The 17,967-nt window shown below is 67.2% G+C and carries 17 protein-coding genes and 1 riboswitch; of the genes, 12 read left to right on the top strand and 5 right to left on the bottom strand.

Annotation, left to right across the window (positions count from 1 at the left end):
* Positions 1-2 precede the first annotated feature (2 nt).
* The 3 genes from QTL98_RS12630 to cobU are packed head-to-tail and all read right to left on the bottom strand — an operon-like array spanning position 3 to position 2,652.
* Positions 3-1,469, bottom strand: coding sequence for a cobyric acid synthase (locus QTL98_RS12630; RefSeq protein WP_445678822.1), 1,467 nt, complete (start codon positions 1,467-1,469; stop codon positions 3-5).
* Complete coding sequence (cobO, locus tag QTL98_RS12635) at positions 1,469-2,104, bottom strand: cob(I)yrinic acid a,c-diamide adenosyltransferase (protein WP_445678823.1); 636 nt, start codon at positions 2,102-2,104, stop codon at positions 1,469-1,471. Before cobO ends, QTL98_RS12630 begins: the two co-directional genes overlap by 1 nt.
* The gene (cobU, locus tag QTL98_RS12640) at positions 2,101-2,652 is read right to left on the bottom strand and encodes a bifunctional adenosylcobinamide kinase/adenosylcobinamide-phosphate guanylyltransferase (RefSeq protein WP_445678824.1); all 552 of its coding nucleotides are present in this window, start codon (positions 2,650-2,652) and stop codon (positions 2,101-2,103) included. Before cobU ends, cobO begins: the two co-directional genes overlap by 4 nt.
* 57 nt (positions 2,653-2,709) lie before the next feature.
* Positions 2,710-2,945: riboswitch (cobalamin riboswitch) on the top strand.
* A 159-nt stretch (positions 2,946-3,104) separates the two neighbouring features.
* Here cobU and QTL98_RS12645 point away from each other — a divergent pair.
* From QTL98_RS12645 to cobJ, 7 genes are read left to right on the top strand one after another with little or no spacing between them, the layout of a single operon-like run.
* Complete coding sequence (locus QTL98_RS12645; RefSeq protein WP_445682150.1) at positions 3,105-3,539, top strand: DUF1636 family protein; 435 nt, start codon at positions 3,105-3,107, stop codon at positions 3,537-3,539.
* Positions 3,536-4,597 carry a cobalamin biosynthesis protein CobW gene (gene cobW, locus QTL98_RS12650; protein ID WP_445678825.1) on the top strand — a complete coding sequence of 354 codons (1,062 nt, stop codon included), beginning with the start codon at positions 3,536-3,538 and terminating at the stop codon, positions 4,595-4,597. Before QTL98_RS12645 ends, cobW begins: the two co-directional genes overlap by 4 nt.
* A 31-nt stretch (positions 4,598-4,628) precedes the next feature.
* Positions 4,629-8,018, top strand: a complete 3,390-nt coding sequence (cobN, locus tag QTL98_RS12655) for a cobaltochelatase subunit CobN (protein ID WP_445678826.1) — start codon at positions 4,629-4,631, stop codon at positions 8,016-8,018.
* Positions 8,015-9,277 (top strand): precorrin-3B synthase, encoded by a 1,263-nt coding sequence (gene cobG, locus QTL98_RS12660; RefSeq protein WP_445678827.1) that lies wholly within the window; start codon positions 8,015-8,017, stop codon positions 9,275-9,277. Before cobN ends, cobG begins: the two co-directional genes overlap by 4 nt.
* Entirely contained in the window at positions 9,274-9,909 is a 636-nt protein-coding gene (locus tag QTL98_RS12665; RefSeq protein ID WP_445678828.1) for a precorrin-8X methylmutase, read from the top strand. Before cobG ends, QTL98_RS12665 begins: the two co-directional genes overlap by 4 nt.
* Positions 9,906-10,649 (top strand): precorrin-2 C(20)-methyltransferase, encoded by a 744-nt coding sequence (locus QTL98_RS12670; protein WP_445678829.1) that lies wholly within the window; start codon positions 9,906-9,908, stop codon positions 10,647-10,649. Before QTL98_RS12665 ends, QTL98_RS12670 begins: the two co-directional genes overlap by 4 nt.
* Entirely contained in the window at positions 10,646-11,413 is a 768-nt protein-coding gene (gene cobJ / locus QTL98_RS12675) for a precorrin-3B C(17)-methyltransferase (protein ID WP_445678830.1), read from the top strand. The genes QTL98_RS12670 and cobJ overlap by 4 nt, the downstream gene beginning before the upstream one ends.
* On the opposite strand, the gene QTL98_RS12680 is transcribed toward cobJ, so the two are convergent.
* The gene (locus QTL98_RS12680; RefSeq protein ID WP_445678831.1) at positions 11,374-12,159 is read right to left on the bottom strand and encodes a cobalt-precorrin-6A reductase; all 786 of its coding nucleotides are present in this window, start codon (positions 12,157-12,159) and stop codon (positions 11,374-11,376) included. The two genes, cobJ and QTL98_RS12680, sit on opposite strands and share 40 nt — an antisense overlap.
* Here QTL98_RS12680 and cbiE point away from each other — a divergent pair.
* From cbiE to cobM, 3 genes are read left to right on the top strand one after another with little or no spacing between them, the layout of a single operon-like run.
* The gene (cbiE, locus tag QTL98_RS12685; RefSeq protein WP_445678832.1) at positions 12,150-13,433 is read left to right on the top strand and encodes a precorrin-6y C5,15-methyltransferase (decarboxylating) subunit CbiE; all 1,284 of its coding nucleotides are present in this window, start codon (positions 12,150-12,152) and stop codon (positions 13,431-13,433) included. The two genes, QTL98_RS12680 and cbiE, sit on opposite strands and share 10 nt — an antisense overlap.
* Positions 13,430-13,828 (top strand): cobalamin biosynthesis protein, encoded by a 399-nt coding sequence (locus QTL98_RS12690; RefSeq protein WP_445678833.1) that lies wholly within the window; start codon positions 13,430-13,432, stop codon positions 13,826-13,828. Before cbiE ends, QTL98_RS12690 begins: the two co-directional genes overlap by 4 nt.
* Positions 13,825-14,601 (top strand): precorrin-4 C(11)-methyltransferase, encoded by a 777-nt coding sequence (gene cobM, locus QTL98_RS12695; RefSeq protein WP_445678834.1) that lies wholly within the window; start codon positions 13,825-13,827, stop codon positions 14,599-14,601. The genes QTL98_RS12690 and cobM overlap by 4 nt, the downstream gene beginning before the upstream one ends.
* A gap of 2 nt (positions 14,602-14,603) precedes the next feature.
* Here the strand turns inward: cobM and QTL98_RS12700 are convergent, their stop codons facing one another.
* Positions 14,604-15,728, bottom strand: coding sequence for a cobalt-precorrin-5B (C(1))-methyltransferase (locus QTL98_RS12700; protein WP_445678835.1), 1,125 nt, complete (start codon positions 15,726-15,728; stop codon positions 14,604-14,606).
* A gap of 56 nt (positions 15,729-15,784) precedes the next feature.
* Here QTL98_RS12700 and cobA point away from each other — a divergent pair, with 56 nt between their 5' ends.
* Together cobA and QTL98_RS12710 are read left to right on the top strand one after the other, a co-directional pair.
* Positions 15,785-16,645: a uroporphyrinogen-III C-methyltransferase gene (gene cobA / locus QTL98_RS12705; RefSeq protein WP_445678836.1), complete on the top strand. Its 861-nt coding sequence runs from the start codon at positions 15,785-15,787 to the stop codon at positions 16,643-16,645.
* Positions 16,639-17,955 (top strand): cobyrinic acid a,c-diamide synthase CobB, encoded by a 1,317-nt coding sequence (locus QTL98_RS12710; RefSeq protein ID WP_445678837.1) that lies wholly within the window; start codon positions 16,639-16,641, stop codon positions 17,953-17,955. Before cobA ends, QTL98_RS12710 begins: the two co-directional genes overlap by 7 nt.
* Positions 17,956-17,967 lie beyond the last annotated feature (12 nt).

The following is a 17,967-nucleotide window of genomic DNA, read 5'->3' on the forward strand; positions in this document are numbered from 1 at the left end:
CTTCAGCGCGCCAGCGCCAGCAGAGCGTCAACATCCATGTGCTGCTCCAGATGCGCGGCGAGCGCATCCAGCGTTTCTTCAAGCTGGCCTTCGTAAGATGCGCCCTGCGCCCTCGCCCCGAAGCCGGCAAGCCAGGCGGCCCGCTGCGCATCGCCAGCGAAGAGGCCATGCACATAAGTGCCCATTACGCGCCCGTCCGCGCTGATGGCGCCGTCGCGGCGCCCGTCTGACAGTTCCACCAGCGGGCGGGCACAATCGGCGCCGGTCGTGCGGCCGATATGCATCTCATATCCTGCGAAAGTCGCACCCCCTGGCCCGGTGCCCGTCACCGCTTCCAGCGTCTTGTCACCGGCCAGCACGGTTTCGATTTCAAGGATCCCCAGCCCCTCGACCGCGCCCGCCGGCCCCTCCGCGCCGTCCGGATCGGCAAGGCGGCGGCCGAGCATCTGGTAACCGCCGCAAAGGCCCAGCACCCGCCCGCCCCGGCGCACATGGGCGGCAATGTCGATATCCCAGCCGGCGGCGCGTAGCGCGGCAAGGTCGGCGATGGTGGCCTTGGAGCCCGGCAGGATGACAAGGTCACAGACCGGCAGGGCGCCACCGCGCTCCACCATGATCAGCTCGACACCCGGCTCCAGCCGCAGCGGATCGAGATCGTCAAAATTGGCGATGCGCGGCAATACCGGCACAGCAATGCGCAGCCTGCCACCGTCGCCCCCGGCAGGTCGCCGCGCGGTTTCCGCCAGATCCATCGCATCTTCGGCCGGCAGGCGGTGCGCCCCGGCAAAATGCGGCACCAGCCCCAGCGGCGCCCAGCCGGTGCGTGCGGCAATAAACTCCATGCCATCGGCAAAGAGGCTGAGATCGCCGCGCATGCGGTTGACGATAAACCCGGCCACCAGCGCCCGGTCTTCCGGCGCCAGCACAGCATGGGTACCGACGATCTGGGCAATAACACCGCCGCGGTCGATATCGCCGGCGATTACCACCGGTACGTCGGCGGCCCGGGCAAAACCCATATTGGCGATGTCGCCTGCACGCAGATTGACTTCAGAGGCGCTGCCGGCCCCTTCCACCAGCACGAAGTCCGCTGCCTGTTTAAGCCGCCCGAAACTCTCCAGCACCGACAGCATCAGCTGCGGCTTGATCTGCTGATACTCCCGTGCCCGCGCCTGCCCCCACACCTTGCCCTGCACCACGATCTGGGAGCCAATCTCGCTCTGCGGCTTCAGCAGGATGGGGTTCATGTCCACGGCGGGCGGCACGCCGCAGGCACGGGCCTGCAGGGCCTGCGCCCGGCCGATCTCGCCGCCATCCGGCGTAACGGCGGCATTATTGGACATGTTCTGCGGCTTGAAGGGGCGCACGATAAGCCCGCGCTTCGTCAGCGCCCGGCAAAGCCCCGCCACCAGCAGCGACTTGCCGACGCTGGAGCCGGTGCCCTGGATCATAAGCGCGCGGGCGGCCATCAGAACTCGATGCCCTGCTGCGCCTTCACCCCGGCGGCGAAGTGATGTTTGACGAGCCCCATCTCGGTCACGAGGTCCGCCGCTTCGATGAGCGCAGGCTTTGCGTTGCGCCCGGTAACCACGACATGCAGGTCGGCGCGTCGACCGGCAAGCTCCGCCACCACCTCTTCCAGCGGCAGATAATCGTAACGCAGCGCGATGTTGAGCTCATCGAGCACGATGAGGGAAAGCGCCGGGTCGGCGAGCAGCTCCTTGACCTTGCCCCACGCAGCTTCGGCGGCGGCAATATCGCGGGCCTTGTCCTGCGTTTCCCAGGTAAAACCCTCGCCCATACTGTGCCAGTGAAGCGGGGCAATGCCGGTAGCGGCAAGGCGCTCCAGCGCCGTGCGCTCCCCGGTGGACCAGGCGCCCTTGATAAACTGCACCACCCCCACGCCGCGCCCGTTGCCCAGCATGCGCAGCGCAAGGCCGAAAGCCGCGGTGGATTTGCCTTTGCCGGGGCCGGTATGGACCATCAGCAGGCCCTTCTCCACCGTCTTGCCCGCAACCTCGGCATCCTGCACTGCCTTGCGCTTTGCCATCTTCTCCTTGTGGCGGGCAGCCTCTTCGGCGCTGAGAACGGCGTCCTTGCTCATGGCAACTTTCCTTGAATTTCGTCTTTCATCACCAGCGGCAGCCCTGCGGCGATGAACACCACACGCCCCGCCAGCCGGGCCATCTGCTGGTTGAGCCGCCCGGCTTCATCCCGGAACCGGCGCGCCAGCGCATTGTCCGGCACGATGCCGAGCCCGACCTCGTTCGACACCAGCACAACCGGCGCCTTGTAGCCGGCAAGCGCCGCCTCAAACGCAGCGACCGCCGCCGGAATATCATGCTCACCCAGCATCAGGTTGGTAAGCCACAGCGTCAGGCAATCGACCAGAACCGGGCGCCCCCCGGCAGCCGCGAGGCCTGCCGCAAGGTCAAGCGGTGCGTCAATGGTCATCCACCGAGCCGCGCGCCGGCCCCGATGCTCGGCAATTCGCGCCCGCATCTCCTCGTCCCATGCTTCGGCGGTCGCGATATAGGCAAGCGGCCCCTCCAGCGCTTCCATAAGGCCTTCGGCATGGCGGCTCTTGCCGGAGCGCGCACCGCCGAGCACCAGCGTCAGATCGGCAAGCATTGATGGCGGGGAAGCCGGCATGGATCGGGTCCTGTCGGGGGGACGGGCGGCCCGTCGATTGACAGGGCTGAGGCGAAGGCATAAGCAAAACCCGACGGTTCTTCCAGCACGGAAGATGAAAAGGGAATCTGATGCGGCGCGCGCGAAAGCGCAAACCCAGTCCAGAGCTGCCCCCGCAACTGTAGGCGGATAGCCGCCCCGTATTTCCCCGGATGGGGAAGCCACTGCGACGCCTCGGGCATTCTCGCGGGAAGGTCACGGGACCGGCGTTTTGATCCGCAAGCCAGGAGACCTGCCGTCAACAGGTTTGGTAACTGCCCGGTGGCAGTTAACGAGGCATCCGGACGGGGTGATTTCCGGCAGTGTCGATCGGTCTTTCGGCACCGGCGCAGCTCAATTTCCAAAGAGCCGCGCCGATCTTCCCGTTTTGGATAACAGGGGCCCCGCCCGCAAGGGAGCCGGCCGCTGCCTTGATGTTCAAGAGCGTGGAGACGTCCAAAGTGTCCGAAGCAGGCCAGACGCGGCTTTATGTCTGCACCAGCTGCAAAAAAACCGGCGAAGGCGATGGCGAGCGCCTTTATGCCGCCGCGCGCGCCTGCCTTGAGGGCGCCGGCTCCGACGCTGCACCAGAACTTCATGCCGTCACCTGCTTTGGTAATTGCGAGCAGGGTTGCTCCGCCGCCATCGCCGGCCCCGGCAAATGGGGTTACCTGCTGGGCGGGCTGACGCCAGAGCTTGCCGGCGACCTCATCACCTATGCCGGCGCCTATGCCGCCTCGCCCACCGGCACCGTGCTGCGCCGGGCGCGGCCGGCAAGCCTTGAGCGTGCGCTGATTTCCCGTTTTCCCGTGCCTGCCGCCAAAGGCGGCGAAGAGGCCTTTCTCAAGCCGACGGTTGCTGCTTCATGAGCCTTTCTGCTTCCTCCACCGCCGCCAAAGGCAAGATCCCCGCAACCGTCATCACCGGCTTTCTGGGCGCGGGCAAGACGACGCTGGTGCGCCATGTGATCGAGAATGCCCGTGGCCGGCGCATAGCCATCATCGTCAACGAGTTCGGCAGCCTTGGCATTGATGGCGACATCCTGCGCAGCTGCGCCGTGCCCGGCTGCACGGAAGAGGACATTGTCGAGCTCGCCAATGGCTGCCTGTGCTGCACCGTGGCGGATGAGTTCCTGCCCACGATCGAGGCGCTGCTGGCGCGCGAAAACCCGCCCGAGCACATCCTCATCGAAACCTCCGGCCTTGCCCTGCCCAAGCCGCTGCTGAAGGCCTTTGACTGGCCGGCCGTACGCTCGCGCGTCACGGTAGACGGCGTTATAACCGTAGTTGACGGCCCTGCCGTTGCCGCCGGGCGTTTTGCCGAAGACCCGGAAGCGGTGGAAGCCCAGCGCGCCGCCGATGCCTCGCTCGATCATGACAATCCGCTCGCGGAAGTGTTCGAGGATCAGCTTGGCAGCGCCGATCTTGTCATCCTCAACAAGACCGACCTTCTGGATGAGGCCGCCATTGACGCGCTTGGCGCCGAGATCGCCAGCCGCACCCCGCGCGCCGTCAAGATCGTACCGGCCCGCGAAGGCAAGGTGGACCCGCTGGTGCTGCTGGGCATTGGTGCAGCGGCTGAAGATGACCTTGCGGCCCGCCCCTCCCACCATGACGCGGTGGACGGCGAGCATGAGCATGATGATTTCGACAGCTTCGATGTCGAGATCGGCGAAGTCGCCTCCCCCGAAGCGCTGGTGGAAAAGCTGAAGGCGGTTGCCGAGAGCTTTGATGTGCTGCGCATCAAGGGCTTCGTGCCGGTAAATGGCAAGCCGATGCGCCTTCTGGTGCAGGGTGTCGGCGGCCGTTTCCGCCATCATTTCGATATCGCCTGGCCGGCTGGCACGCCGCGTACGGGCCGCCTTGTGGTGATCGGTGAAACCGGCCTCGACCGCGCCGGCATCACCGCCGCCATCCAGGCACTCTGACAAGCTCGGGCGGCAAGGAAAGTCAGCGCAGATGCACCTTCTGGTGAGGGAGACACACAGCCTGGATGAAGGGAGCGAGGCCACCGACCTTGGCCTTGCCCCTGCGCCCATGCTGTTTTTCTCCTTCTCCGACAGCGATCTGGGTGCTGCCGCCAGCGCCTGGCAGCTCGCCCGCAATAGAGGCGAACCGCTGCCGCTGGTGCGTCTCGCCAGCCTGCAGAAGCTGCGCCACCCGATGTCGGTCGACATCCTGACCGATGAGCTGGTGCCGCAGGCGAAGATCGTGATCGTGCGCCTCTTGGGCGGTATCGATTACTGGCGTTATGGCGTGGAAGAGCTCTATGCCTGCTGCCGCCAGCACGGCGTCAAACTGGCGCTGCTGGCGGGCGACGGGCGCAAGGACGAGCGGCTTGTCGACTTCTCCACCCTGCCAGCCGCAGACTGCGCCGCTCTGGAAGCCGCCTTCAATGCCGGCGGCGCCGGCAATGTCGAACTTGCCCTCAGGCAGGCGGCGTTTCTCGCTGGTCTCGGCCCGGAACCGCTTGCGCAAGCACAGCCGCTGGCTGCCGCTGGCGAGCATGATTTCGGCGTGCCGGCGAAGAGTGGGCGGCCCCTTGCCGTCATCACCTTCTACCGCTCTTATCTGCTGGCGGCGGACCTTGCCCCGCTGGAAGCCCTGGCCCGCGCGCTGGATGCCGAGGGGCTGGATGTGCGGGCGCTTTATGTCTCCAGCCTCAAGGAAGGGTTCTCGGCCCGGCTGGTTGCAGAAAAGCTGGCGCAGTGGCGTCCGGCCATCCTGCTGAACGCCACCGGTTTTGCCGCCCGCATGGAAGCCGACGCCGGATCACCGCTGGATGCCGCCGGCTGCCCCGTCTTGCAGCTGGCGCTCGCCGGCAGCCACCGCGATGCCTGGAGTAGATCCAGCCGCGGCCTCGGGCAGAGCGACCTTGCCATGCAGGTGGTGCTGCCGGAGCTTGATGGCCGGCTTTTTGAAGGCGTCATCTCCTTCAAGGCGCCGGAGCTGCCGGATCTGGAGCTGCAATTCGCCCGGCCCCGCCATGCGCCCTGGATGCCGGGCATCACGACCGCCGCCCGGCGTGCCGCCCGCTGGGCCCGGCTTGCCACCTTGCCCCGGCATCGGCGGCGCCTTGCTATCGTGCTTTCCGATTATCCCGGCGCTGCCGGTCAGGCCGCGCATGCGGTGGGGCTGGATGCACCGGCAAGCCTGGCCGCCATGCTCGCTGATCTGGCAGGTGCCGGGTACGATGCCGGCCGCAACTTGCCGGATAGTGAGGAACTGGTCGCCGCACTGTGCCGCGCCGCGCCCCAGCCCTTCCTGACGCTTGCCGATTACGACACACTCTTTGCCGCCTTGCCGGCCGCCGCCCGCGAAGCCGTAACGGCTGCGTGGGGCCAGCCGGCGGCAGATCCGGCGGTTACCGGCGGCGCCTTTACCCTGCGCCTTGCCCGCTATGGCCATCTCACCGCCGTCATCCAGCCGGATCGCGGATCGAGCCTTGATCGCAAGGCGAGTTACCATGATGCCGACCTGCCACCCCGACATGGTTATGTCGCCTTCTATCTCTGGCTCGCCCACAAGGCCGGGATCGATGCCATGGTGCATCTCGGCACCCACGGCACGCTTGAATGGCTGCCCGGCAAGGCGGTGGCGCAATCAGAAGCCTGTTTCCCGGCCCTGCTGACGGCAGGGCTGCCGGCGATCTACCCCTTCATCGTCAATAATCCCGGTGAGGCTGCTGCTGCCAAAAGGCGGCTTGGTGCCGTGACGCTCGGCCACCTGACCCCGCCGCTCAAATCGGCGGGCAGCCACGGCCCGGCGCTGGAGCTGGAAAAACTCATCGACGAATATGCCGCCGCGGACGGGCTCGACACGAGGCGCATGGGCCTCTTGCGGCGGGACATCCTGACCCGCGCGGGTGATCTGGGGCTGCTGGCCGAAAGCGGCGTGACGCCTGCCATGGCGGAGGATGAGGCGCTGGCCCGGCTCGATGCCTGGCTGTGCGACGTCAAGGACCTGCAAATTCGCGACGGTCTCCATATCTTCGCCCGCCAGCCGAAAGCCGACCGGCTGGCGCTGCTGGCCGAAGCGCTGGAACGTTCCTCCCCCGGCATCGATCCGGCTGTGCTCAGGGCGCGGCTTGAAGCGAGCGCCGGGGCTGAAGGCGAAGCGCTCATCGCTGCGCTCGACGGCCGCTTTGTGGAGCCCGGCCCCGCCGGCGCTCCCACCCGCGGGCGCGCCGATGTGCTGCCCACGGGCCGTAATCTCTATGCCGTCGATCCGCGCGCCATCCCCACCTGCTCCGCCATGGTGCTGGCCGCCCGCGCGGCCGAGGCGCTGGTCACCCGCCATTTGCAGGAACAGGGTGACTGGCCGCGCCGCTGGGTGATCGACCTCTGGGGCTCCACCACCATGCGCACGGGCGGCGAAGATCTGGCGCTCGCCCTCATCCTGATGGGGGTGACGCCGGTGTGGGATGATGGCTCCAACCGGGTGAGCGGCTTTGAGGTCCTGCCCATTGCGCAGCTGGAGCGGCCGCGCGCCGATGTAACGCTGCGCATCTCCGGCCTCTTCCGCGATGCCTTCGAGCCGCAGATCGCGCTCTTTGATGCCGCCGTGCGCGCTGTTGCTGCCCGCAGCGAAGAAAGCGCCGAGTGGAACCCGCTGGCCGCCGCCGCTGCCGGGCTTGAGGGTGAGGCGCTGCGCCTTGCCACCAGCCGCATCTATGGCGCTGCCCCCGGCACCTACGGCGCCGGGCTCAATGCGCTGATCGAGCGCGGCGCCTGGCAGGACAGGAACGAGCTTGCCGCCGCCTGGCTGGCGGCAACGGCAGCGAGTTATGGCGAGGGGCTGGAAGGCCGGAACGATGCCACCGGCCTTGCCGAGCGGGTGAAGGCGGCAGACGCCTTTATCCATGCGCAGGACCATGCCGAGATCGACCTGCTGGAAGGCGGCGAATATGCGGGCCATGAAGGTGGTTTTGCCGCCGCAGCCGCCCTCTTGGGCGCGGCCCCCGCACTTTATCATGCCGATACCAGCAACCCGCACGCCCCTGTTGCCCGCACGGTGATAGAGGAAGTGCGCCGCATTGTGCGTGGCCGGGCAGCGAACCCCGCCTGGATCAGCGGCATGATGCGCCATGGTTATCGCGGCGGCGCTGAAATCGCCCGCTCGCTCGACGCCCTTTATGGCTTCGCCGCCACCCTGCCGGACCGGCTTGACCCGCAATTCGACCAGCTGTGGGAAGCAACACTCGGCACGCCCGCCGTGCTGCAGTTCCTTGAGCGCCAGAACCCCGAAGCCCTTGCCGCCATGCGTGCGCGCTTTGCCGAACTGATGCGGCGCGACCTCTGGCGCCCCCGCCGCAATGCCGTCGCCTCTGCGCTGGAGGAAGCATTATGAGCGCGGTGGTAAAAGGCTGGTGCCCCAGCCTCCAGCGGCCGATGGCTTCCGGCGACGGGCTTATCGCCCGGATCAAACCTTCCGCCGGGCGTTTGCCTGCCGCTGCCGCCCGGCTGCTGGCCGGCCTCGCAAGCCGCTATGGGCACGGCACCATTGAGTTAACGCAGCGTGGAAACATACAGCTGCGAGGCATTGATAGTGCTGATTATAATTTAATTTCCGAAGAGGTAACATCAAGCGGACTGGCAGCGCCCGACGAAGCTGCGGAAGCCGTGCGCAATATCCAGTGCTCGCCCTTTGGCCCGGCAGAGGACGCAAGCGCCGCCTTCGATCCGCTGCCCATTGCCATGACACTTGAAGAAGCACTGCTGGCCGACATGGCGCTGCATGCCCTGCCGGGGAAGTTCGGCTTTGCCGTCGATGGCGGCGGCGGCTTTGGCCTTGGCATCACACAGGCCGACATAGGATTGAAGCCGGGCCTGGTTCCCGATCAAATCACCCTCGAAGCTGCCGGTCATGCCGTTCATCTGCCGCATGAAGAAGCCGTGGCGGGCGCCCTCGCCCTCGCTCATGCCTTCCTCACACTGTCCCGGCGCTCCGGCAGCACGTCCAGGCGCCTCAAGAGCCTTACGCAAGAGATTGATGTCGCTGAAATATTCGGCGCCGCCGGTTTTCCGGCTCCGAGGCTCCAGCGGCCCCGTGCCCCGCAACAGCCCTGCCTCGGCCTGCAGCGACTGAAGCAGGGAATGGCTCTTGCCATAGCGCCTGCTTTTGGCCGGCTGCCCGCTTCTGCATTACTGTCACTGGCAGACTTTGCCCGGCAGCAGGGCGACGGCGTTCTGCGTCTCGGCGCCAACCGCTCCCTGCTGATAACCGGCCTTTCAAACGAAGCCGCGTATGAGGCGCTCACTCTTGCGAGCCGGCTGGAGTTGATCGTTTCGGCGGACGACCCGCGCCTCAAGATTGATGTCTGCACCGGAGCGCCGGGCTGCCCGCAAGCAGAGGCGCCGACCCTGACGCTGGCTGCAACCCTCGCGGCGGCCCTTCCCGAGCGCATCAACAGCCTGCATCTTTCCGGCTGCGCCAAGGGCTGCGCCCGCCCCCGCCCGGCAACGCTGACGCTGACGGCACGCGGCGGTCGCTTCAACGCCATCCGCAACGGCATGGCGGGCGATGAACCCTTCGCCAGCGCGCTTCAAGAAGCCGAGTTAGTTCAATTTATTCAATCCTTTGCAGCCGAGCGCCAAGACAGGACATGACCCAAACCCAGCTGGACTATATCCGCGACGGCGCGGCCATCTATGAGCGCTCCTTTGCCACCATCCGGACCGAAGCGAACCTTGCCCGTTTCAGCGAGATCGAGGCGCGCGTGGCCGTGCGCATCATCCACGCCTGCGGCATGGTGGAGGTGGCGGACGATCTGTGTTTCTCCCCGGGCTTTGCCGAAGCTGCACGCAGCGCCCTGCATGCCGGCGCCCCTATCCTGTGCGACAGCCAGATGGTGGCCCACGGCATCACCCGCCCCCGCCTGCCTGCCGGAAATGAAGTGCTCTGTACCCTGAGCGATGCCCGGACCCCGGCGCTGGCACGTGAAATCGGCAATACCCGCTCCGCCGCCGCTCTTGATCTCTGGGGCGACAAGCTCGCCGGTGCCGTTGTTGCCATCGGCAACGCGCCGACCGCGCTCTTCCACCTGCTGGAACTGATTGCCGATGGCGCGCCGAAGCCCGCCGCGATCATCGGCATGGCCGTCGGGTTTGTCGGCGCGGCTGAAAGCAAGGACGCGCTGGCGGCAACACCGGGCCTTAACTCCTTGATATTGCCTGGCCGGCGCGGTGGCAGCGCCATGGCGGTAGCCGCCGTCAATGCGCTGGCGAGTGACGCTGAATGAACGCCGAGACCAAAACCGGCTGCCTGTGGGGCGTGGGTGTCGGGCCGGGTGATCCCGAGCTGATGACGCTGAAGGCCGCGCGCATTCTGGGTTCCACCCGCCTCATCGCCTTTTTCGCCAAGCAGGGACGGCCCGGCAATGCCCGCACCATTGCCGCCGGGCTGCTGCGTGATGATGCCGAGGAACTGCGGCTCGAATATCCTTTCACCACGGAAATTTCGCTGAACGATCCGCGCTACCACCTTGATATGGATGCGTTTTACGACAGCGCCGCCGAACAGCTCGCCGGCCGTCTGGCCGCCGGTGAGGATGTGGCGGTGCTGTGCGAGGGTGACCCGTTCTTTTACGGCTCCTACATGTATCTGCATGACCGGCTCGCCGCGCGCTTTCCGGTGCGGGTGATTGCCGGCGTGACGGGCATGAGCGGCTGCTGGACGGCAGCGGGCGCCCCCATCACCCATGGCGACGACATCCTCTCGGTCCTGCCCGGCACGCTGCCGGAAGAGGCCCTGACCCAGAAACTCGCCGCTGCCGACGCCGCCGTGGTGATGAAGGTTGGCCGCAACCTGCCCAAGATCCGCCGGGCGCTCGCCGCCGCCGGCCAGCTGGAGCGGGCGCTTTATGTCGAGCGCGGCACCATGGCGGGAGAGCGCATCGAGCGGCTGGCCGACCGTGACGAGGCAGCAGAGACACCCTACTTCGCCATCATTCTGGTCCCCGGACGGCGGGGGAAAAGATGAGCGGCAAACTCTGGATCATCGGGCTCGGCCCCGGCGCGGACGATCTGGTGAACCCGCGCGCAGCCGCTGCCCTTGCCGCGGCAACTGATGTGCTTGGTTATGGCCCCTATGTTGCCCGTGTCCCGGAGCGGCCGGGCCAGCAGCGCCACCTGACCGATAACCGCGAAGAACTTTCCCGCGCGACCCATGCGCTGGAGCTGGCAGCCGGTGGCGCGACCGTCGCGGTGGTGTCGGCGGGTGATGCCGGTGTGTTCGGCATGGCGGCGGCGGTATTCGAGGCTATCGAGGCCGGCGATGCCGCCCAGCGCCAGATCGATATCGAGGTGGTGCCGGGCCTTTCCGCCGTGCTGGCGGTGGCCGCCCGCATTGGCGCCCCCTGCGGCAATGATTTCTGCGTGCTGTCGCTGTCGGATAACCTCAAGCCGTGGGAGGTGATCCTCAAGCGGCTGGAAGCCGCCGCCGGTGCAGGCTTTACCCTCGCGCTCTATAACCCCGTCTCCCGCGCCCGGCCCTGGCAGCTTGATGCGGCCTTCGACCTGCTGCGCCGGGTGCTGCCGGGCAGCGTACCGGTCATCTTTGCCGCTGCCATCAGCCGTGCGGATGAAACCATCCGCATCGTGCCGCTGTCTGAAGCGCGCAGCGGTTTTGCCGACATGCGCACGCTTGTAATGATCGGTACGGCAGAAACCCGGACGATCGAGCGGCCGGAAGGCACGCCCTGGCTCTATACGCCGCGTTCCGTCGGCCGGCTGGAGGCGAAATGATCAAGCCAGCCGAGCGCCGCTTCGACCGAGATCACCGTGCTGCCGACGACCGGCAGCACTGGCCGCTCAACCATGATGACCGGCAGCCCCAGCTGGCGCGCCGCCACCAGTTTGGCCTCGGTGGCACTGCCGCCGGAATTTTTGGTGACGAGGCAGTCGATGCGCTGACTGGCAAGCAGGTCAAGCTCACCTTCCAGGGCAAAGGGGCCGCGCGCCGTCAGGCAGGTGCAGTCTGGCGGCAGCAGGGCTTCGGGCGGCGGCTCTACGCTGCGGATCACATAATGATGCTGCGGCTCTGCGCGGAAGGGCGCGAGCTCAAGCTGGCCGATGGTCAGCAGTACCCGGCGCGGCTGGGGGCCCAGCGCCCTTGCCGCAGCCTCCATATGCGGCACCGCTTGCCAGCGATCACCCTCCCTGGCACTCCAGCCCGGCCGCCGCAGGCTGAGCAGCGGCATACCGGCCTTTTCGCTCGCAGCAGCGGCGTTGGCCGAAATTTGCGCGGCAAAGGGATGGGTAGCGTCGACCAGCAGATCAAATTGCCCGTCCTTCAGAAAAACTGCGAGCCCCGCAGCACCGCCAAAACCGCCACTGCGGCTCTCCAGCCCTTCCGGCAGGACCGGCGCACGCGTCCGGCCGGCCACCGAATAGAGGCTACTGAAACGCGCATCATCGGCAAGCCGCCGTGCCAGCGCCAAAGCCTCACCCGTCCCGCCCAGCAGCAAAAGTTTGAGGGGGGATGATGTCACAGGCGCTCTCTCATAACGGGCTGATGGATCGGGCAGAAACCTCATACGGCACCAGCCGCTGGCTCGCCATCGTAGGAATTGGCGAGGATGGCGTCGAGGGTCTGACGCCGACCGCCCGAACGCTCGTTGAAACCGCCGGGTTGGTTGTCGGCGGCGAGCGGCATTTACAGCTGGCTGCGTCCCTCATCAAGGGCGAGGCCCGGCGCTGGTTCTCGCCTATTGCTGATACCTTGCCGGAGATCACTGCGCGACGCGGTCAGCCCGTGTGCGTCCTCGCCTCCGGCGATCCGTTCTGTTTCGGCATCGGCAGCACACTTGCCGCAGCGATCCCGGCGGAAGAGATGCTGGTGGTCCCCGCCCTCTCGAGCCTCACCCTCGCCGCCGCCCGGATGGGATGGGGAGAGCAGGATGTGCCTGTTATCTCCCTTTGCGGACGTCCGCTGGAAAGCCTGCGCCCGGCGCTGCAAGGCGGGGAGCGGCTGTTTGTGCTGAGCACCGACGAGACGACGCCGGCCAGCGTTGCCGCCTATCTGGCAGCTCAGGGTTTCGGCGACAGCCGGCTGAGCGTGCTGGAGGCCCTTGGCGGACCGCGCGAGGTCATCCGCAGCGATATCGCCCGCAGCTTCGCGCTTGAGGACATTGCCCACCTCAACCTGATAGCGCTGGAGCTTGTCGCCGGACCGGAGGCTCGCCCGCTGCCGCTGGCTCCGGGCTTGCCGGATAACTGGTTTGAGCATGACGGGCAGATCACCAAACGCGAAATCCGCACCCTCACCCTCTCCAGCCTGCAGCCGCATCCGGGGGCCTTGCTTTGGGATATCGGTTGCGGCTCCGGCTCCATTTCCATCGAATGGCTGCTGAGCCATCCAAGAACCCAGGCCATTGCCCTGGAGAAGGACGACACCCGCGCCGCCCGCGCTGCCCGCAACGCGGCCGTCCTTGGGGTACCCCGCCTTGCTGTAAAGCTGGGCCCTGCTTCCACCAGCCTTGCCGACCTTCCGGCGCCCGACGCCGTTTTCATCGGCGGCGGCCTTGCCCGCGATGGCGGTCTGATCGAGGCAGCCTGGCAGGCGCTGAAGCCCGGCGGGCGGCTGGTTGCCAATGCCGTGACCATCGAGGCGCAGCAGCTTCTGACCGAGGCCTGGCAGAAGCTGGGCGGCCAGTTACTGCGGGTGAGCGTGGAACGCGCCGAGCCGGTGGGCGGCCTCACCGGTTTTCGCCCGGCAATGCCCGTGCTGCATCTGGCCGTGACCAAACCGGGGGCGCCGCGATGATCGTCGCCGGGATCGGGTTCAGGCAGGAGTGCAGCGCCGAGGAAATTGCCGTGCTGATCACCACCGCGCTCGCGCGGGCAAATCTGCCGGAAGCCAACCTTGTCGCCATGCCGGGCTGGAAAACCGGCCGTGACGACACGGGCAGAAACGCGGCAAACAATCTGGGCCTGCCGCTGCGTGCGGTGGCAGAGGCCGCTCTGGCCGCTGCTGCGCCCCACTGCCCGACACCGGCAAAGAAGCCCATGCCCGGCAGCGGCATGGCTTCAGCCGCCGAGGCTGCCGCTCTTGCCGCCGCCGGGCCGGGGGCGACCCTGCGCCTTGCCCGCATCCAGTCGACCAATGCCACCTGCGCCCTTGCCGAAGGGCCGGGCGCGCCGCAGGACAGTTTCTTATGACCATCCACTTCATCGGCGCCGGCCCGGGCGCGGCAGACCTTATTACGCTGCGCGGCCAGCGGCTGATCGCCAGCTCGCCGGTCTGCCTCTATGCCGGCTCCATCGTGCCGCCGGAGATGCTCGGCTGGTGCCCGCCAGACGCCCGGCTGGTCGATACGGCCAAACTCGATCTCGACGCCATCGAGGCGGAATATAAAAAAGCGCATGAGGCGGGAGAGGATGTCGCCCGGCTGCATTCCGGCGATCTCTCGATCTGGAGCGCCCTTGCCGAACAGCTGCGCCGCCTGCGCCGCCTTGGCATCCCCTATACCCTCACCCCGGGCGTGCCCGCTTTTGCTGCCGCTGCCGCAGCGCTGGAACGTGAGCTGACGGTGCCGGAAGTGGCACAGAGTGTGGTGCTGACCCGCCTTTCCGGCCGCGCCAGCAAGATGCCGCCGGCAGAAAAGCTGGAGAGTTTTGCCGCCACCGGCGCCACCCTTGCCATTCATCTGGCTGTGCACCGGCTGGAAGAGATCATCGGCATCCTCACGCCCTTTTATGGCGCCGACTGCCCGGTGGCCATCGCCGCCCGCGTCAGCTGGCCGGATGAGAAGATCATCACCGGCACGCTTGCCGATATCGCCGGTCGCTTTGCCGCCGAGCCGAGCGAGCGCACCGCGACCATTCTGGTGGGCCGGGCGCTGGCGGCCGAGGATTTCCGTGAAAGTGCGCTTTATGATGCCGGGTATGACCGGCGCTTCCGTCCTGCCGCCAGACCGGGAGGCGCGGCGTGAGCCTATTCGCCCCTGAACGGTGCCGCGCCCAACAGACGGCCCTGCCGGTCATAAACCAGCAGCTCGATATCGATGCCGGCCCCCTCCACGACGCCCATGGCAACAGCCTGCGCCTTGCGGGCAACGGCCTCTGCAAGGGCGATATCGGCACGCTCCGCAATAGCAAAGGCTTCAGCAGCGTTGTTGGCACCGGCGATGGCCGCTGCCAGCGCCCCGTCCCCGCCCGCCTCACGGGCAATGGCGGCAAGGGCTGGCAGGTCCACAGACCCGCGCCGGGAATGCAGGTCAAGCAGGCCCTGCGCAAGTTTGGTGATCTTGCCGACACCGCCGGCGATGGTGACCCGCGCCACCGGATGGCGGCGCAGGTACTTGAGCATGCCGCCGACAAAATCGCCCATATCGATGAGCGCGATGTCGGCAAGCCGGTGATGGGCGGCAACCGCCTCTTCCGAGGTGCGGCCGGTAGCGCCGGCAATATGGGTCAGGCCCGCCGCGACGGCCACGTCGATGCCGCGATGGATCGAATGGATCCAGGCCGAGCAGGAATAGGGCACGACAATGCCGGTGGTGCCAAGAATGGAAAGCCCGCCGAGAATGCCGAGGCGGCCATTCAGCGTATGACGCGCCATCTCCTCGCCGCCCGGAATGGAAATCTCCACCTCCACATCGGCGGGAAAGCCGGTTTCGGTGCTGACTTCGCCGAGCGCCGTGGTGATGATCTGGCGCGGCACCGGGTTGATGGCAGGCTCCCCCGGGGGCAGGGGCAGGCCGGCACGGGTGATGGTGCCGACACCGGGGCCGGCGGCAAACCGGATGCCGCTTCCAGCCGGCAGGGCCCGCAACGTGGCGGTTACTTCGGCGCCGTGTGTTACGTCCGGATCGTCCCCGGCATCCTTGATGACGCTGGCGATTGCAGCGCCGCCTTCGACGAGGCGGTGCCGGGCAAGGGCAAAAGCCGGGCGCTCGCCGCGCGGCAGGCTTATGCTGACGGGATCGGGGAAAGTACCGGTGGCAAGGGCCGTGAAAGCCGCCCTGGCCGCCGCCGCCGCACAGGCGCCGGTGGTCCAGCCCGGGCGCAGCGGCCCGGCAGGCTTCTCGCCGTCAAACTCGCTTTCGGCCTCGCTCATCTGGCCGGATATACCGCTCGCCCCTTCTGCTGTCATCTTCTGAAAGGCGCCCAGGCATGACCGGCACCGACAAGCCACCCCTCGGCAACCCGCTGATCGGCAGCAGCCTGCTGACAAGTGGCGCAATGCCGGTGCTGGAGCCGGGCCATGTCTGGCTGGTGGGCGCCGGTCCGGGTGATCCTTCCCTGCTAACCCTCTCTGCCCTCGCCCTGCTCGCCCAAGCCGACGAGGTGGTGCATGACGCGCTGATCGACCCGCGCGTGCTGGACCTGACGCCGCCGGAGACCAGCCACCGGTTTGCCGGAAAACGCGGCGGCAAACCCTCGACGGCGCAGGATGATATTTCCTCCACCCTCATCGAGCTGGCAAAGGCCGGCCGCAAGGTGGTGCGCCTCAAGGGCGGCGATCCCTTCATCTTCGGGCGCGGGGGTGAGGAGTGCGTGGCGCTTGCCGAAGCCGGCATCCCCTATCACGTGGTGCCGGGCATCAGCTCCGGCCTTGCCGGGCTTGCCGCCGCCCATATCCCCACCACCATGCGCGGCATCAATCAGGGCTTCGTGCTGGTCACCGGCCATGGCGCCGGCCAGCCCAAGGGGCATTTTGACTGGCGTGGTGCCGGCAGTCTCAATGTACCCGTCATCGTGTATATGGGCGTCAAGAACATCGCCTTCATCGCCAGTGAACTGGTCGCCGGAGGCATGCCTGCCAACATGCCGGCCGCCATCCTCAGCAATGTGAGCATGGAAAACCAGGGGGTGATCATCACCACCGCCAGCGAGGTCGCTGGCGCGGCCGAGGCCAAGGGCGTCACCTCCCCCTCCATCTTCGTCTTCGGCGAGATTGTCAGCATGCGCGCAAGGCTGCTTGGGCTGCTGGCAGAAGCCGGCATCAGCGTCACGGGCCCGGCCGAATGGTAAAGGCGCTGCTGATCGCCGCGCCAAAATCCGGCTCCGGCAAAACGACGGTGACACTCGGCCTGCTGCGCGCGCTGAAACGGCGCGGGCTGGCCGTACGTGCGGCCAAATCCGGCCCGGATTATATCGACCCGGCCTTCCATGCCGCCGCCTGCGGGGCCGAAAGTGTCAATCTCGACAGCTGGTCGATGGCCCCGGACCTGATGGCCGGACTGCTGGCCCCGGCTGCGGGCAGCGACATTCTCATCATTGAATCGGCCATGGGCCTTTTTGACGGGGCGGACGGGCCGGAGGGACGTACAGGCGCCTCCGCCGACATCGCTGCCGCACTCGGCATTCCCGTCGTGCTGGTCATGGACTGCTCCGGCCAGTCGCAGAGTGCCGGTGCCGTGCTGCACGGTTTTGCCAGCCTGCGGCCAGGCGTGCGCGTGGCTGGCACCATTCTCAACCAGGTGGCAAGCCCCCGGCATGCACGCGGCATCCGCGCGGCTGTCGCCCCGCTTGGCATTCCCGTGCTCGGCCAGCTTGGCCGTGACGATACGCTGACGCTGCCGGAGCGGCATCTGGGCCTCGTCCAGGCCGGCGAACATGCCGACCTTGAGACCAGGCTGGAGCAGCTTGCCGACGCCGCAGAAGCTCATCTCGACATCGACGGGCTGCTCGCCGCCGCTGCCGACATAACTTTGCCCGCCGATACCGCCACGGCGTTGACGCCGCCCGGGCAGCGTATCGCCCTCGCAAGGGATGCCGCTTTTAGCTTTACCTACGCGCACCTCATCGGCGGCTGGCGTGCTGCCGGGGCAGAAATCACGTTCTTTTCCCCGCTGGCGGACGAAGCACCGCCTGAAGGCTGCGATGCCTGCTGGCTACCCGGCGGTTATCCGGAATTGCACGCCCCTGCCCTTGCGGCGGCCACCGGCTTCAAAGCCGGCCTTGCACGGTTCGCCCGCACCCGGCCTGTGCATGGCGAATGCGGCGGTTACATGGTGCTGGGCCGCACGCTGACAGATGCGGAAGGCACCATTCACCCGATGGCAGACCTTTTAAGCCATGCCACCAGTTATGCCCGCCGCCGTATGACCCTCGGTTACCGCCGCGCCGTAATGGGCGAAGCCCTGTCCTTCGCCGCCGCCGGCCAGGTACTGCGCGGCCATGAGTTTCATTACGCCACCGTCTGCGATCCCGGCAGCGATGCCCCGGTTGCCCGCCTCACCGACGGGTGGGGTGAGGAGTTGGGTCTTGCCGGCGGCAGGCGCGGCCCGGTTTCCGGCACCTTTTTCCACGTTATCGCCGCCGAAGCGGCCCCTGCCTGATCTCAAAAGGAC

The sequence above is a fragment of the Radicibacter daui genome (assembly GCA_030657355.1).
GTDB classification, from domain to species: Bacteria; Pseudomonadota; Alphaproteobacteria; order Radicibacterales; family Radicibacteraceae; genus Radicibacter; species Radicibacter daui.

What these genes read in the sequence shown, in the direction of transcription:
- QTL98_RS12630 (WP_445678822.1), bottom strand. Translation starts at nt 1,469, where the DNA reads ATGGCCGCCCGCGCGCTTATGATCCAGGGCACCGGCTCCAGCGTCGGC.
- cobO (WP_445678823.1), bottom strand. Translation starts at nt 2,104, where the DNA reads ATGAGCAAGGACGCCGTTCTCAGCGCCGAAGAGGCTGCCCGCCACAAG.
- cobU (WP_445678824.1), bottom strand. Translation starts at nt 2,652, where the DNA reads ATGCCGGCTTCCCCGCCATCAATGCTTGCCGATCTGACGCTGGTGCTC.
- QTL98_RS12645 (WP_445682150.1), top strand. Translation starts at nt 3,105, where the DNA reads ATGTTCAAGAGCGTGGAGACGTCCAAAGTGTCCGAAGCAGGCCAGACG.
- cobW (WP_445678825.1), top strand. Translation starts at nt 3,536, where the DNA reads ATGAGCCTTTCTGCTTCCTCCACCGCCGCCAAAGGCAAGATCCCCGCA.
- cobN (WP_445678826.1), top strand. Translation starts at nt 4,629, where the DNA reads ATGCACCTTCTGGTGAGGGAGACACACAGCCTGGATGAAGGGAGCGAG.
- cobG (WP_445678827.1), top strand. Translation starts at nt 8,015, where the DNA reads ATGAGCGCGGTGGTAAAAGGCTGGTGCCCCAGCCTCCAGCGGCCGATG.
- QTL98_RS12665 (WP_445678828.1), top strand. Translation starts at nt 9,274, where the DNA reads ATGACCCAAACCCAGCTGGACTATATCCGCGACGGCGCGGCCATCTAT.
- QTL98_RS12670 (WP_445678829.1), top strand. Translation starts at nt 9,906, where the DNA reads ATGAACGCCGAGACCAAAACCGGCTGCCTGTGGGGCGTGGGTGTCGGG.
- cobJ (WP_445678830.1), top strand. Translation starts at nt 10,646, where the DNA reads ATGAGCGGCAAACTCTGGATCATCGGGCTCGGCCCCGGCGCGGACGAT.
- cbiE (WP_445678832.1), top strand. Translation starts at nt 12,150, where the DNA reads ATGATGTCACAGGCGCTCTCTCATAACGGGCTGATGGATCGGGCAGAA.
- QTL98_RS12690 (WP_445678833.1), top strand. Translation starts at nt 13,430, where the DNA reads ATGATCGTCGCCGGGATCGGGTTCAGGCAGGAGTGCAGCGCCGAGGAA.
- cobM (WP_445678834.1), top strand. Translation starts at nt 13,825, where the DNA reads ATGACCATCCACTTCATCGGCGCCGGCCCGGGCGCGGCAGACCTTATT.
- QTL98_RS12700 (WP_445678835.1), bottom strand. Translation starts at nt 15,728, where the DNA reads ATGAGCGAGGCCGAAAGCGAGTTTGACGGCGAGAAGCCTGCCGGGCCG.
- cobA (WP_445678836.1), top strand. Translation starts at nt 15,785, where the DNA reads ATGACCGGCACCGACAAGCCACCCCTCGGCAACCCGCTGATCGGCAGC.
- QTL98_RS12710 (WP_445678837.1), top strand. Translation starts at nt 16,639, where the DNA reads ATGGTAAAGGCGCTGCTGATCGCCGCGCCAAAATCCGGCTCCGGCAAA.